We start from the raw sequence: 13661 nt of genomic DNA on the forward strand, positions 1-13661 counted from the left end.
TCGCTCAGGCGCGCCTGGCAAGCACGCGGTAGAGCATCGATGCCGGCAGGATGCGCTTGAGCATGACGCCGATTCTGGCCGGCACTGTTACCACATAGTGTGGGCGCGGGCGCTGTGACAGAAGCGCGTGGCGCAAGGCCGTGTAGACCACCTCTGGCCCCGGTTTCAGCCGCGATGAGCTGCCGCCGGCCCTCAGCCGCGCCAGTTGCGCGGCATAGGCGACGTGGTGGACGGAATTCTCGTGGTCGATGTTTTTCAGGAACCAGAACAGCCCGTTGCTGGCGATCTTCGACGTCACCGGCCCCGGCTCGATCAGCGAAACGTGGACGCCGCTGCCTCGCATCTCCTGCCGCATGCACAGCATGAGACCCTCCAGCGCGTGCTTGGAGGCTGAATAGGCGCCGCGAAAACGCACCGGCGCCAGCCCAAGAATGGAGGAGCAGTGGACGAGACGGCCATGGCCCTGGCGGCGCATCACCGGCACGATGCGTTGGGTCAGGTCGTGCCAGCCGAAGAAATTGGCCTCGAACTGCTCCCGCAATGCCGCAACCGGCAGGTCTTCGACGGCGCCCGGCTGTGCATGGGCGCCATTGTTGAACAGGGCGTCGAGGCGCCCGCCTGTTCGTTCCAGCACCGATGCCACAAGGGCGGCGATCGACCCTGGCTCGCGGTAGTCGAGGTAAAAGGCCTCGATGCCGTCGGCCTCGAGCGCGGCGATGTCTTCAGGCTTCCGCGCCGTCGCGAACACCCGCCAGCCATCCACCTTCAGCGCCCGGGCGCAATAGGCGCCTATTCCGGAAGAGGCACCGGTGACAATGATGGTGCGCAATTCTTTCGCCGGCGGGATCGCGGTTTGAGCAAGGGTTGCCATTTGCCACAATCCCTTCCCATATTCGCGGCGTCGAGACAATCGAAGGGAACGCGGCTCTTGATGCGGAATATCGTCGTGCTGCGCCGCGTGCTCTATGACGCGCTTGGCCATTTCAACACCGACGACGGCTGGGCGATGGCCAGCCATCTGGCGATCACTTCGCTGATGGCGCTGTTTCCGTTCCTGATCTTTGCCACCACGCTGGCGAGTTTCCTCGGCGCGCAGGCCTTCGCCGATACCGCCGTGCATCTGGTCTTCGATACCTGGCCCGAGCAGATCGCCAAGCCGATCGCGCGCGAGGTGCTCAACGTGCTGACCGTGCGGCGCACCGATCTTTTGACCTATGGCGTGCTCCTTGCCGCCTATTTCGCCTCCAACGGCATCGAGGCACTGCGCACCTCGCTCAACCGCGCCTACCGCGTCGCCGAAACACGCGGCATCATCTACCGCCGGGTGCAGAGCATCATCTTCGTGCTGATCGCCACGGCCGGCTTCCTCGCGATCAGCGTGCTTCTGGTGTTCGCACCGCTGCTCGCGCGGCTCGCAGAAGCGCATATCGAATGGATCAAGCCCTATATGGGCACGATCACGCTGTGGCGTTTCATCATCGCCTCGACCGTCATTGTCGGCGGGCTGTTTGCCGTGCATTTCTGGCTGCCGGCGGGCAAGCGCCGCCTCGTCTCGATCGTACCAGGCATCCTGTTCACGCTTGCCGCATGGCTTGTCGGCTCAACCGTCTTTGCCACCTATCTCGATCACTTCTCGTCCTATGTGACGACCTATGCCGGGCTCGCCTCGATCATGATCGCGGTGGTTTTCCTGTACATGTTATCGGCGATCTTCATCCTCGGCGGCGAACTCAACGCCGCGATCAGCCGCTATCTTGAAGCGAGGGCGCGGGTCGGATGAGAGGAATTGAAGGACTGGAGAATTGAGGAATTGAGGAAGTGAGGAAAAAGGGGCCATATCTGGCGCCGTGTGCTTTTTTCTCCAATTCTCCAATTCTCCAATTCTCCAATTCTCCAATTCTCCAATTCTCCAATTCCTCAGTTCCTCAATTCCCCAGTTTTTCCGTCGGCCGGCCGGGCCGTGGCGAGCCCAACGCCTAATGTCGCGATCGCCATGCCGACAATCTGCACGAGGCTGAGCTGTTCGCCGAACAGCGCCCAGGCGATGACAGCGGTGACGGCCGGCACCAGGTAGAACAGCGACGCGACCTTCGACATCTCGCCGTCGCGGATCATCACCATCAACAGGAAGATGGCGCCGATCGACAGCACCAGCACCAGCCAGGCCATGGCAAAGATCAGTTCGCCGTTGATGACGACCGTATGCGTCTCGAAGGCCAGCGAAGCCAGGATCATCAGCGCGCCGCCGCCGACATATTGCCACATCGTTGCCGCCACCAGGTCGCCGCCCGACGCATAGCGCTTCTGCCAGATGGTGCCGGCGCTCATGCCCAGCACCGAGGCGAGCGAAGCGACCAGCGTTTCCGGCGTGACGCCGCCACCGAGCGCGCCGAGCTTCGGCCACAGCACGATGACGACACCTATGAGGCCAACGGCGAGGCCGGCCCAGTGGCGCGGCAGGATGGCCTCGCCGAGGAACTTGCCGGCAAGCACCGCCGTGATCAGCGGCTGCAGGCCGACGATCAGGGCCGAAAGCCCGGCCGGCATGCCTCGGTGGATCGCCCAGAACACCGCGCCGAGATAGACGCCATGCATGAGGATGCCGGCGACGGTGGCGTGAAGCGCTTCGGCCCTTGTGGCGCGCTTCGAGCCAAGCACGAGCATCAGGCCGGCGAGCAGCAAGGCGGCAATGACAAAGCGGGCCGCCAGGAAGGTGAAGGGTTCCGCCCATGGCATGGCATAACGCGCACCGATGAAGCCGGTCGCCCACAGGACGACGAAGGAGGCGGGGATGAACCGCTTGAGACTGTGCATTTTTGGGGGAAGCCGTTTCCGGTGGAGGCCGATTGAGTGAAGAGACAAATACGGCAATTGCTCTAATGCGGTTCAATCCGGCAAGCAAAGCGAAACAATTGATACATAAGCTCGATCTGATGTAGGGGTGGCCGAATTCAAAAGGCGGCGTCGGACAATCGGCTTCTGTCGATCGATCCGGCGACATGGCGTTTCGGCTTCGACAAGGAGCGCGCATGCTGTTGCATCTCGACACAAGCTGGCTGTTGATGACGGTTGCGAGCGTGGCCGTGTTCGGCTTCTTTTTCGGCTCGGCGCTCGACGCCATCATGCAGGAGGATGGTTTTGGGTCGACCGGCAACACGCTGCTGTTCACGCTTGGGTTTTTCGTTGCGATCATGGTCGCGAACGAGCATGGCATCGTCCTTAGAGATCTGAAGCTCGCGGTTGCCTGGGGACTGGGCGGCGCCTTCGCGTTTATCGCCGCGTTGGCGCTGCTCAAGGCGGCGTTGGCTCGCCTATAGCTAGAGTCCGACCAGCCGCCGGACATCGTCCGGTGAAGCGCCTGCCTGCCTGAGTGCGGCAAGGCCGGTATCGCCAAAACTCTTCGACAATTTGCGCCCACCCGGTCCAAGCACGAGACGGTGGTGGAAATAGTCCGGCTGGCCGAGGCCGAGCAGTTCCTGCAGCAGGCGCTGGATGCCGGTCGCGGAATAGAGGTCGCGGCCGCGCACGACATGGCTGACGCCTTGCAGGGCATCGTCGACGACGACGGCCAGGTGATAGCTCGTGGGGATGTCGCGGCGCGCCAGGATGACGTCGCCCCAATCCTGCGGCCGGGCCTCGACAGCTCTTGTCGCCGACAGCGTCTCGTCGGTGGATTCGCGCCAGGACAGATCCGTGCCGAGGCGTGCCCGTGCCGCTTCGACGTCGAGGCGCCAGGCGAAGGGCGCATTGTCGGCGATCCGGCGATTGCGTTCGCGGATCGGCAGCGCCTTGTCGGCTGCGGGATAGAGCGGCACGCCGTCGGGGTCGCGCGGCCAGTCGCGGCCGCGCTTTTCGCTGTCGGCGATGAAGGCCCTGATCTCGCCACGGCTCATGAAGGCGGGGTAGACGAGTTCTTCGCGGATCAGCCGGTCGAGTACGGCCTGATAGTCGGCGAAATGTGCGGCCTGGCGCCGCACCGGTCGTTGCCATTCGAGGCCGAGCCATGCGAGGTCGCGAAAAATGCCGGCCTCGAATTCCGGCGTGCAGCGCGTCGTGTCGATGTCCTCGATGCGCAGCAGCAGGCGGCCGCCGGCAGCGCGCGCCAGCTGCTGGTTGAGCAGCGCCGAATAGGCATGGCCGAGATGCAGTTCGCCATTCGGGCTCGGCGCGAAGCGAAATGTCAGGAGCGTCATGTCTCAGGCGGCTTGTCGGTTGTGCAGGGGTTTTGCCAATTGCTACTTTGCTGCTCATCGGCGGACAAGGATACCATGCAACGCATCGCGACACTGGACGACATAGCGCGGGGGCTGGATGCCCTTTGCACTATCGATCCGCGGCTGGAAAAGGTGCGAGGCATGGCCGGCGAGGTGCCGTTACGGCTGTCGGAGCCGGGGTTTCGTAGCCTCGCCTCGATCATCGTCTCGCAGCAGGTCTCTCGCGCGAGCGCCGATGCCATTTTCGGCCGGCTGGTGAAACTGGTCGATCCGCTGACGCCGCAGGCGATCCTCGCTTCCGGCGAGGACATGTTTCGCGAGGCCGGGCTGTCGCGGCCGAAGCAGCGCGGCCTGATCGCAGTTGCCCAGGCCGTGGTTGACGGGCTCGACCTGCACCACCTCTGTTCGCTCGATGCCGAGGAGGGGATCGCGGCGATGACAGCGGTGCCGGGCATCGGCCCGTGGACGGCGGAAGTCTATCTTCTGTTCGCCGCCGGCCACCCCGATATTTTCCCCGCGCGCGACGTCGCGCTGCAGAGCGCGGTCGGCCATGCGCTCGGCATAGATCCACGTCCGCCGGAGAAAACACTCATCGCGCTGGCCGAATCATGGAGCCCGTGGCGAGGTGTCGCATCGCGGCTTTTCTGGTCCTATTATCGTGAAACCAGGGGCAGGGACGCCGCGCCACCGGCCTGAAACCGCAAAAAAGCATGAAAATCCTGCATTTTTGCCGCTTTCGGCGAGCGACAATCCGCTTCACATCCCTGTCATGTCGGGCTTACAGTATCCGCGCCGATCGGTTCTAGAACGAGGAGGTCAACAAGGTGACGGTTGCCGTATCTCCGGATGGGCTTCCCGCGCTGGTGCTGAATGCGGATTACCGTCCGCTCAGCTATTACCCCTTGTCGCTCTGGTCCTGGCAGGACGCCATCAAGGCGGTGTTCCTCGACCGGGTCAACATCGTCGCCGAATACGAGCATGCGGTGTCTTCGCCGACCTTCTCGATGAAGCTGCCCAGCGTCGTCAGCCTGAAGGCCTATGTGAAGCCGTCCAGGCACCCGGCGTTCACCCGCTTCAACGTCTTCCTGCGCGACCGCTTCCAGTGCCAGTATTGCGGTACGCCCGAGGATCTGACCTTCGACCACGTCATCCCGCGCCATCGCGGCGGGGCAACGACATGGGAGAATGTCGTGGCCGCCTGTTCGCCCTGCAATCTGAGGAAGGGCGGCATGATGCCGGCGCACGCCAAGATGTGGCCGCTGCAAAAGCCCTATCAGCCGACCGTGCACGATCTGCACAACAATGGCCGGCTGTTCCCGCCCAACCATCTGCATGAAAGCTGGATGGATTATCTGTACTGGGATGTCGAACTGGAGCCCTGAGATCGTTCGAGAATTCGGGAGGCTGGCCGTCTGGAGCGATCGTCTGCGCTTCCGATGCTCACGTACTTGAGTACGCTCCGCTTCGGTTCTCGACAATCACTCCATACGACTCAGCCTGCCGAATTCTTTGAACGATCTCGCGTCGGGGCTTGGCGCCTGACTAATCGCGAATCATTGCACCGCGGAAGGCGACGGCGGCGAGGATGAAGCTGGCGATGGCGTTCCAGCCGGCCAGCGACAGGCCGAGGATGCGAAGTGCCGCCTTGTCGCAGGAGGGCGGCACGAATTTGTCGAGCGCGTCGAGCACGCCCTTGCCGCCGGTGTCGACTGGGCCGGCGCCGGCGGTGCAGTCAGCCGGTCCCTGCCACCAGGCCCATTCGACGCCCGAGTGATAGACGCCGAGATAAAGGCCGTAGAGCATCAGCAGGCCGCCGATGGCGAGCAGGCCGCGCGTCAGCCAGGCCGGCGCGCTGAGCATCGAGGCAATCACCGCCAAAAGCATCAGCGGCGCGCCGATGTAATAGGGCGTGCGCTGCTCCAGGCAGAGGTGGCAGGGGATGTAGCCGCCTATGTGCTGGAAGGCGAGCGCGGAGCCGACCGTGGCGGCCATGGCGACGGCGAGAAACAAAGCCGTGCGCGTCCGCTGGCGTCCGGTGTCGGCATTCATGGTCGCTGTCATGGGTCTTCGTCCGTTGAATTCGCCGTCCGCCGGCACAGTCCTGAAACACCGCCCGCCATGGGCGGTCAGAAGGCGTATTTGACCACGATATAGAGCGAAATCAGGGCAGCGGCGCCGGCGCCGACGATCAATCCCAAACGCTTCTCGATGAATTCCTTGATCTCCTCGCCATAGCGGCGCAGCAGCCAGGCGAGAAGCAAGAAGCGAGCGCCGCGCGCCAGGATGGCCGAGACGATGAAGACGACGAGATTGACGTGAAGCGCCCCGGCCAGAATGGTGACTACCTTCATCGGCGGCAAGTGGGCGGCGCCGGATGTGACGAGCAGCACCAGCATCAGCCCGGTGCCCGACGACTGCCACCTCTCGAACGTGTCGAGGCCGCCGAAGTGCTCCAACATCGGCCGTGCTATCGTGTCGTAGGCATAGTAACCGATGACCCAGCCGGCAATGCCGCCCAGCACAGATGCAACAGTGGCGGTCAGCGCGTAGCGATAGGCGCGTTCGGGCCGCGCCAACGCCATGGGCAGGTACAAGACGTCGGCAGGTATGAAAAACACCGAGCTTTCGACGAAGGCGATGAAGGCCAGCCACCATTCGGCGGATTTGCGTGCCGCCAGCGACAAGGTCCAGTCGTAAAGTCCGCGAAGCATCGGCTCTCCTGATGCAGGTCGCCCAAACTGCGCAGCGGCTTCGGGACAACGGCATGCACAAACAATGATCGAAGCGCGCCACGTCGATCTCTCAGGCCTTGCGCGCTTTCACTCGCGGCCTGTCTAGAAAGATTTTCTGCGCCGCACAATGGCAGGAGCTATACGAAACCGAAAGGCGGGCTTTTGCCGCAAGCAGGGCAGGGCGGCGCATTTGGCCAGTTGACGAACAGGCCTCCAGCCGTATAGTCCGCGCCCATCCAGGCTCTCAGGCCTGAGCCCCTATGGCGGAATTGGTAGACGCGCTCGACTCAAAATCGAGTTCCGCAAGGAGTGCTGGTTCGATTCCGGCTAGGGGCACCAAATCTCTCCTCGAAATGCTTTATTTCCAGTAGGCTAAAGGAACACGGTGGATTTTGATCCACCCAAAATCCACCTTGGAATGCCTCGTTGGCACCCTCTATGAGGGGTCGCGTCCAGCCTGTGCCTTGGCCGACAAGGCGAAGGCATCAGTCATCAGATTGACCAGTCCGGCTTGCCCCACTCGCCGACATCATCGCCTCCAAGCGCGAACGTCTGGTGTGATGTCCGATACAAAAGCACCGTCACGGTGGCGTCAACCGGTTACACAGGGCAGGAAATATCTCCGGCCTTCGGGGAGTGGCGTGTCAGCGTCCCCCGAGGCTGTGTGGGCGTGTCGTCGGTCGGCTGTTAGCGCGGCGACTGGAACGCTCCACGCCTCGCAACGGGATAGCGAAGTATTGTGAGGGCAAGGTCAGGCTGCGTTCTCCGTCCTGTATCGGCGACCGGCGGAGACTGGGAGAGATGGATACCATGCAGGTGAGGCGTCTGGAAGTTGGCCGGACATGGACGCGGGGCGGCCCGCGTGCAGTCGCTTTGCCGAGCGGTGCGATGACCACGCAGCGTCACCTCGCAGCGATCATGGCTTGCGACGTGGTCGGTTATTCGCGACTGACGGAGCGCGACGAGCGCGGCACGCTCGAGCGGCTGAAGATCTACCGCAAGGACCTCCTCGAGCCGCTGGTCTCCGAGCACCAGGGTCGGATCGTCAAGCTTACCGGCGACGGCATGCTGTGCGAGTTCGCGAGCGTCGTTAACGCGGTGACCTCGGCGATGGCGATCCAGCAGGCCCTGGCAGAGCACGAGGCGGAGACGCCCGAGGAAGAGCGGATTCGCTTCCGCATCGGCGTCAATCTGGGCGACGTGGTCTGCGAGGAGGACGGCGACCTCTACGGCGACGGGGTCAACATCGCCGCCCGCCTCGAAAGCATCGCCGATCCCGGCACCGTGGTCGTCTCGGGCACCGCATACGACCACCTTCAGGGCAAGCTCGACTGCGGCTTCACGCTGCTCGGCGACCTGCGCCTCAAGAACATCGAGCGGCCTGTGCGGGCCTATCGCGTCGAGACCGACGCCAGCGCCTCGGTGGCTGCGCCGCCTCCACTGCCCGAGAAACCCTCGATCGCGGTTCTGCCTTTCACCAACATGAGCGGAGACCCCGACCAGGAATACTTCGCCGACGGGCTGGTGGAGGACATCATCACGGGATTGAGCCGTGTGAACTCCTTCTTCGTGATCGCCCGAAACTCGTCCTTCACCTACAAGGGCCGGGCGGTGGACCTGCGCCAGGTTGGGCGCGAGCTGGGCGTCCGCTACGTGCTCGAAGGCAGCATCCGCAGAGCAGGATCGCGGGTGCGCATCAGTGGGCAGCTGGTGGATGCGATCAGCGGACACCATGTCTGGGCCGACCGCTTCGAGGGCGACGTGGGCGACATCTTCGACCTGCAGGACAAGGTGACCGAGAGCGTCGTCGGCGCTGTCGAGCCGAGCATCCGGCTGGAGCAGATCAAGCAGGCGCGCATGAAGCCAACGGACTACATCAGCGCCTACGACCTCTATCTTCGCGCGCTGCCGCGCTTCTACAGCATGACGCGCGAAGGCTTTGCCGACGTGCGCCGGCTCACCAACGAGGCGCTCAGCATCGACCCTGGCTTCAACCTGGCAAAGGGGCTCGGCGCCTATATCCGCAGCGTATCCGTGAGCCAGTGCTGGCACGAGCCCGACGATGTCCGGGTCGCCGTGCGCATGGCGCGCGAGGTACTGGCGGAAGCGCGCGACGACCCCACCAGCCTACGCTTCGCCGCGCAGGTGCTCGCCTACAGCGCGAAGGACTACGAGATGGCGTTGGGCACGATAGAGAGATCCCTGTTGCTCAACCCCAATTCGGCGCAGGGCCATACGAGCAGCGGCTGGGTGAACGCACATTCCAGCCGCCCGCACGTCGCGATCGAGCACTTTCACAGGGCAATGCGGCTGAGCCCGGTCGACCCAGAGAAGGGCATCGCGCTCTCCGGCATCGGGATGAGCTACCTGATGCTCGAGCGCTATGAGGAAGCGCTGGCATGGGGAGCACGCGCGCTGCAGGAGATGCCGAACTACGGCACCTCGCACCGGGTGGTGATCATGGCGCTGGTCAAACTCAACCGGCTGGACGAGGCGCAGGCGGCGGCTCGGCGGCTGATGGAGGCGTTCCCGACCTTCACGCTCACCCTGCAGAGACAGATCAACCCGTGGCGGGACAAGGTGTTCGCCGAGCGTTACGTCGAGGCGCTGGGCATCGCCGGGGTGCCGGAGTGATCGTCGCGGTTGCAACGATGCCCCTCCCGCGCGTCACTTGTTCCACTTTTTGTAGGTGCTCGATTTCATGTGTTTCTGGTCCGGCTAAGAGCACTATTTTTCCCGTAGGCGCACCCTACCGCATATTCCCCGTATGGCCCTGCGAATACCGCCCTGGCTGCGGCCAGACCGTCAGGCCGTGCGGCTCGGCGCCGACGCGGAATTTGGTGACCGCGCCTGATGTCGTGTCGATCATGTAGGCGGCGCTGTCGAAGCGGCCGGAGAGCCATAGCTGTCTGCCGTCGGCGCTGACATTGCCCATGTCGGGGCTGCCGCCGCCGGGGATCGGCCATTGCGCGACAACCGCGCGGGTGGCGAAGTCGATCACGGTCACGCTGCCCGGTCCCTTTGCCTTGCCCTGCTCCATCTTGTGCGAGCCGCGATTCGAGACGTAGAGCCGCTTGCCGTCGCGGCTGACGACAAAGCCATGGGCGCCGATGCCGGTCGCGATAAAGCCGATCTCCTTGAAACTGTCGCCATCGACCAGGAACACGCCGTCATTCATCATGTCGGCGACGTAGAAGACCTTGCCGTCGGGCGAGAGTCTTATGTCCTGGGGCATGCCCATTTTCGAGAAGTCGAGATGGCCGAGCACCTTCTGGTTCTTCAGGTCGATCTTGGTCACTCCGCCATTGCCGTATTCGCAGGTGAAGATCGCATAGGAGCCATCGACCGAGAAATCGGCGTGGTTGATGCCGGAGCAGTTGGGCGTGGGCAGGGTCGACTTTAGCGCCATAGTGTGGGGATCGCGGAAATCGAGTTGCTCCAGGGCTTCGTCGACGACGATGGCAGCACCCGGCATGAAATACAAACTGTAGGGATCGTCCACGGCAATCTGCGGGCCGGGCTTGCCGGTCATCGGGTCGATCGGCGTCAGGCTGCCATTCTTGCCGGTGCCATTGTTGGCAACCCAGAGCGTCTTCATATCCCAGGATGGCACGACGTGTTGCGGTTTGCTGCCGACGGAGAACCTGTCGACTTCCTTCAGCGTCATGGTGTCGATCACCGTGACACTGTTGGAAGAGCGGTTCGGCACATAGACGCGCGGCAGCGCGCCCAGCGTGGCCGGGCCGAGATGGCCGGCGCCGGTATGGCGGTAGATGTTGACGGGCGGCGCAGGTTCGCTGCAATCCTCGGGACAGCTATCGGCCCAGGCGCGAACGGGCAGCAGTGCAAGCAGCAGGAAGGCCGCACGGGTACTGGCGTGACGCAAAAAGGTTCTGATCATCAGGATGGCTTGTCGTGAAGGCCGGCCGAAATTGCCGCCGCGACCCATAGCTTGGGTTTTGTCGTTGATCCAGTGGCTTTTCTCAAGGCTCCCGCAGGCACACGGCTCAGCGCCGTCCCAGCAAACTTTTCACGCGGTTGCGCAGCAGGCGGGCCATGTTGCGGGTCTCGCGGTAGAGGTGCAGCTGCGAGGCGGCCTGGCGGGCGAGGCGGTCGGCATCCGGCGTCAGCCCGATCACCAGCGAGCCCATCGGCTTGCGCTCGCTCCACAGCCGGCTCATCACCGGATGGTCGGGCACGGCGCAGGAATCGGTCATCATGACGTTGGGGTCGTAGAGATGCTGCTTGGTCACCTCGATCATCAACAGCGTGCCCGGCGAATAGGTCGCCAGCGTCTCGTCATAGGCGGTCTTCCAGGTATAGGCGACGCCGGCTTCGACGAAGACGACCAGGCAGGCGATGGTGCGGCCGTCCAGCGTCAGCGAATGGATGCGGCACATGTCGTGTTCGGCCAGCCGGTGCACGGCCTCGCGGGCGAAGGCGGCGCGGTAACGGTCGATGGCCATGGCGGTGCGCTCGCGGCCCTTCCAGCCGGCCGCTTCCAGCGTCAGAAAACTTTCGATGGCGTGACGGATTTCGTCCGGGCCGCGCGCCACGATGTGTTCCAGTTTGCCGAGATCGCCCAGGCGCCGCTTCAGGCGGCGGAATTCGCGATGGTGATGCGCGCGCAGCGACGTCTTCAGATAGGCCTCGCCGTCGAGCGTACTTTCGAGCACCGGCCGATCCTCCTTGCCGGTGGTGACCATTGTCAGGCCGCGTGTCTCGGCAACGGTGGCAAGCACGCTGGCCAACGGGCCGTCTAGCCGCATGTCGGGCAGCACGAAGACCTTTGGCAGCTTCAGGTGCGGCCGCGACAGCATGCCGAAGAAATCCTCGACGACGCCAATGGGGTCGTCGTGGTCGACCAGCGGCGTGCCGATCGGGCCGAACGGGCTCGACCAGGTGCGCATCACCGGAACGCCGAGCGGCACGGCGGGCCGTTCGACCGAGAACGGCACCAGCAGGCGCAGCCGGTTGCGATATTCGTCGCCGTCGCGGATCACCGCCAGCTTGACCTCGCGATCCTCCAGCCGGGGCATGGCCGGCGCCAGGAAGCGCGGGTTGAAGAAGACGTTCGGCTCGATCGTGCGGGTGCACAGATAATCGAGTTCTTCGACCAGCTCGAAGCCGGCCGAGGCCGGATAGATCGCCAGCTTGCGCTGCGGCCGGTTGTTGGCGAGTATCTCGAGATGGGCCGGGTCGGCGTCGCGCGCCAGGCCGGCAAGGCCCGACACCATGGCGCCGGCCGGACCGCCACTGGTTTCCTCGATCAACGGGGTGGCGGCCATCAGGCGGCTCCCCTGGCTGCGGGCATGAAGATCAGCATGACGATACCAAGCTTGCGCCAGACGGTGAAGGACAGCGCGCTCGCCTCGAAGACCATGGCAAGGCTGGTGGCGATTGCGGCCCCCCACAGGCCGAAGAGCGGGATCAGCACTATGTTGAGGCCGATGTTGAAGGCCAGCGTCATGGCGTAGACGGCGGCGCAGATGTTCTGGTTGCCGCTCATCGTCAAAAGGCTTTCGCAGGGGCCGACAGCGGCGCGCGCCACGACGCCGAACACCAGCATGAACAGCAGCGGATAGCCGGCGGTGAATTCCGGGCCGAACAGCACCAGCATGGGCTCGCCGAGCAGCAGCACCAGCAGCGCCATCAACAGCGAGGGCCAGAAGGTCCACGACACCGTCTCGCGGGCAAAGGCGGCGAGCTTTTCCGGTTCGCCATGAGTGAACTGCGCATAGCGCTGGGCGACGCCGGCCTTGACGGAGAAATAGACGAAATGCACCAGCGCCAGCGTCTTGACGGTGGCGAAATAGACGGCGACGTCGTTGGGCTGGAGATAGGCGCCGACCATGAGCACATCGGCGTTGGTGAGCAGGAAGAAGAAGCTTTCGACCAGGAAGATCGGCAGCGAGACGATGAACCACTCGGAAAAATGCACCTTCATCGGCCCAGCCGGGATGTTCTTGCCCATGCGCGAGGTGACGCCGATGAGCTGGGCGAGCGTGGTGGCGTAGGTGGCGGCGATCGAGGCGAAGATCGCGGTGCGGGCGTCAGGCGCGTAACCCATTGCCAACATCAGCGCCATCAGCGCCAGGATCAGCACCGGCCGCACCAGATAGGTCGGCGACAGCGCAAACAGCGCCCAGGAATTGGCGCGCGACTGGCCTTGCAGCAGGTCGCCCATGGCGATCATCGGCAGGCAGAACAGGCCGAGGATGAAGGGGATGACATAGTAGCTCTCGATCCAGTCCGCGCACAGCCAGACGCCCAGTGCGCCAAGTCCGGCGATCGCGGTTGAGGCGATCAGCACGAACAGGCGGCTGGCGACGACTATGCCGCGCAGTTCGTCCAGCATGTTGCGTTCGCGGTATTCGGGGATGAAGCGGATGACCGAGGTGTGGAAGCCGAGGCAGGCAAGGTTGCCGACGATGACCATCGTCACCCAGACAAGGACGAAGATGCCGTATTCGAACGAGCCCATCCAGCGCGCCATCAGCACCTGGCTGATGAAGGCGATGACGGCGCTGACGATGCGAATGGCAAAGGCGATCAGCGACATGCGCCCGGCTTCGCCGCGCTCGTCGGCGGTGAACAGCACCGCATCGATGCGGCCAAGCAGCGGCCCCATGCGCAGCGCCAAGCGCTGCGGCAAGAACCGCCCGGCCGTCGTCGCCGCGGAAAAGCGCACCCCGATATCTCTCCGTTTTCCGCC

Annotated in this window: 13 protein-coding genes and 1 tRNA gene; 6 read left to right on the forward strand and 8 right to left on the reverse strand. The window is 63.9% G+C overall.

Annotated elements, in window-relative coordinates; genetic code table 11:
- Window positions 1-4 precede the first annotated feature (4 nt).
- Window positions 5-871 (reverse strand): SDR family oxidoreductase, encoded by an 867-nt coding sequence (locus tag AC04SG_RS15330; RefSeq protein ID WP_488551726.1) that lies wholly within the window; start codon window positions 869-871, stop codon window positions 5-7.
- 60 nt (window positions 872-931) lie between these two features.
- Between AC04SG_RS15330 and AC04SG_RS15335 the strand changes: the two genes are divergently transcribed.
- Window positions 932-1780 (forward strand): YihY/virulence factor BrkB family protein, encoded by an 849-nt coding sequence (locus AC04SG_RS15335; RefSeq protein ID WP_192258267.1) that lies wholly within the window; start codon window positions 932-934, stop codon window positions 1778-1780.
- Between the two features lie 137 nt (window positions 1781-1917).
- Here the strand turns inward: AC04SG_RS15335 and AC04SG_RS15340 are convergent, their stop codons facing one another.
- The gene (locus AC04SG_RS15340; RefSeq protein ID WP_488551727.1) at window positions 1918-2814 is read right to left on the reverse strand and encodes a DMT family transporter; all 897 of its coding nucleotides are present in this window, start codon (window positions 2812-2814) and stop codon (window positions 1918-1920) included.
- A 215-nt stretch (window positions 2815-3029) separates the two neighbouring features.
- Between AC04SG_RS15340 and AC04SG_RS15345 the strand changes: the two genes are divergently transcribed.
- On the forward strand, window positions 3030-3317 hold the full coding sequence (locus AC04SG_RS15345; protein ID WP_192258265.1) for a hypothetical protein: 288 nt from the start codon (window positions 3030-3032) through the stop codon (window positions 3315-3317).
- Here AC04SG_RS15345 and gluQRS read toward each other — a convergent pair whose 3' ends face one another.
- A complete protein-coding gene (gene gluQRS, locus AC04SG_RS15350; protein ID WP_488551728.1) occupies window positions 3318-4193 on the reverse strand; it encodes a tRNA glutamyl-Q(34) synthetase GluQRS in 876 nt (291 codons plus the stop codon). It abuts the gene before it with no gap.
- Window positions 4194-4268: 75 nt separating this feature from the next.
- Between gluQRS and AC04SG_RS15355 the strand changes: the two genes are divergently transcribed.
- Both AC04SG_RS15355 and AC04SG_RS15360 read left to right on the forward strand, forming a co-directional pair.
- Window positions 4269-4910 (forward strand): DNA-3-methyladenine glycosylase family protein, encoded by a 642-nt coding sequence (locus AC04SG_RS15355; RefSeq protein WP_488551729.1) that lies wholly within the window; start codon window positions 4269-4271, stop codon window positions 4908-4910.
- Window positions 4911-5038: 128 nt separating this feature from the next.
- Window positions 5039-5596 (forward strand): HNH endonuclease, encoded by a 558-nt coding sequence (locus AC04SG_RS15360; protein ID WP_008874122.1) that lies wholly within the window; start codon window positions 5039-5041, stop codon window positions 5594-5596.
- Window positions 5597-5756: 160 nt separating this feature from the next.
- Here AC04SG_RS15360 and AC04SG_RS15365 read toward each other — a convergent pair whose 3' ends face one another.
- A complete protein-coding gene (locus AC04SG_RS15365; RefSeq protein ID WP_488551730.1) occupies window positions 5757-6275 on the reverse strand; it encodes a disulfide bond formation protein B in 519 nt (172 codons plus the stop codon).
- A gap of 65 nt (window positions 6276-6340) precedes the next feature.
- The gene (locus AC04SG_RS15370) at window positions 6341-6925 is read right to left on the reverse strand and encodes a YqaA family protein (RefSeq protein ID WP_488551731.1); all 585 of its coding nucleotides are present in this window, start codon (window positions 6923-6925) and stop codon (window positions 6341-6343) included.
- A gap of 275 nt (window positions 6926-7200) precedes the next feature.
- Between AC04SG_RS15370 and AC04SG_RS15375 the strand changes: the two genes are divergently transcribed.
- Together AC04SG_RS15375 and AC04SG_RS15380 are read left to right on the forward strand one after the other, a co-directional pair.
- Window positions 7201-7285 (forward strand) — tRNA-Leu (locus AC04SG_RS15375).
- A 549-nt stretch (window positions 7286-7834) separates the two neighbouring features.
- Complete coding sequence (locus AC04SG_RS15380) at window positions 7835-9580, forward strand: adenylate/guanylate cyclase domain-containing protein (protein ID WP_488551732.1); 1746 nt, start codon at window positions 7835-7837, stop codon at window positions 9578-9580.
- Window positions 9581-9695: 115 nt separating this feature from the next.
- On the opposite strand, the gene AC04SG_RS15385 is transcribed toward AC04SG_RS15380, so the two are convergent.
- The 3 genes from AC04SG_RS15385 to AC04SG_RS15395 form a co-directional block, all read right to left on the reverse strand.
- On the reverse strand, window positions 9696-10847 hold the full coding sequence (locus AC04SG_RS15385) for a YncE family protein (RefSeq protein WP_488551733.1): 1152 nt from the start codon (window positions 10845-10847) through the stop codon (window positions 9696-9698).
- 106 nt (window positions 10848-10953) lie between these two features.
- Window positions 10954-12234, reverse strand: a complete 1281-nt coding sequence (locus tag AC04SG_RS15390; RefSeq protein ID WP_488551734.1) for a GNAT family N-acetyltransferase — start codon at window positions 12232-12234, stop codon at window positions 10954-10956.
- The gene (locus tag AC04SG_RS15395; RefSeq protein WP_488551735.1) at window positions 12234-13637 is read right to left on the reverse strand and encodes a lipopolysaccharide biosynthesis protein; all 1404 of its coding nucleotides are present in this window, start codon (window positions 13635-13637) and stop codon (window positions 12234-12236) included. The genes AC04SG_RS15390 and AC04SG_RS15395 overlap by 1 nt, the downstream gene beginning before the upstream one ends.
- Window positions 13638-13661 lie beyond the last annotated feature (24 nt).

The sequence above is a fragment of the Mesorhizobium sp. CNPSo 4684 genome (genome assembly GCF_057784315.1).

What these genes read in the sequence shown, in the direction of transcription:
- AC04SG_RS15365 (WP_488551730.1), bottom strand. Translation starts at nt 6,275, where the DNA reads ATGACAGCGACCATGAATGCCGACACCGGACGCCAGCGGACGCGCACG.
- gluQRS (WP_488551728.1), bottom strand. Translation starts at nt 4,193, where the DNA reads ATGACGCTCCTGACATTTCGCTTCGCGCCGAGCCCGAATGGCGAACTG.
- AC04SG_RS15345 (WP_192258265.1), top strand. Translation starts at nt 3,030, where the DNA reads ATGCTGTTGCATCTCGACACAAGCTGGCTGTTGATGACGGTTGCGAGC.
- AC04SG_RS15370 (WP_488551731.1), bottom strand. Translation starts at nt 6,925, where the DNA reads ATGCTTCGCGGACTTTACGACTGGACCTTGTCGCTGGCGGCACGCAAA.
- AC04SG_RS15340 (WP_488551727.1), bottom strand. Translation starts at nt 2,814, where the DNA reads ATGCACAGTCTCAAGCGGTTCATCCCCGCCTCCTTCGTCGTCCTGTGG.
- AC04SG_RS15335 (WP_192258267.1), top strand. Translation starts at nt 932, where the DNA reads ATGCGGAATATCGTCGTGCTGCGCCGCGTGCTCTATGACGCGCTTGGC.
- AC04SG_RS15385 (WP_488551733.1), bottom strand. Translation starts at nt 10,847, where the DNA reads ATGATCAGAACCTTTTTGCGTCACGCCAGTACCCGTGCGGCCTTCCTG.
- AC04SG_RS15390 (WP_488551734.1), bottom strand. Translation starts at nt 12,234, where the DNA reads ATGGCCGCCACCCCGTTGATCGAGGAAACCAGTGGCGGTCCGGCCGGC.
- AC04SG_RS15330 (WP_488551726.1), bottom strand. Translation starts at nt 871, where the DNA reads ATGGCAACCCTTGCTCAAACCGCGATCCCGCCGGCGAAAGAATTGCGC.
- AC04SG_RS15380 (WP_488551732.1), top strand. Translation starts at nt 7,835, where the DNA reads ATGACCACGCAGCGTCACCTCGCAGCGATCATGGCTTGCGACGTGGTC.
- AC04SG_RS15355 (WP_488551729.1), top strand. Translation starts at nt 4,269, where the DNA reads ATGCAACGCATCGCGACACTGGACGACATAGCGCGGGGGCTGGATGCC.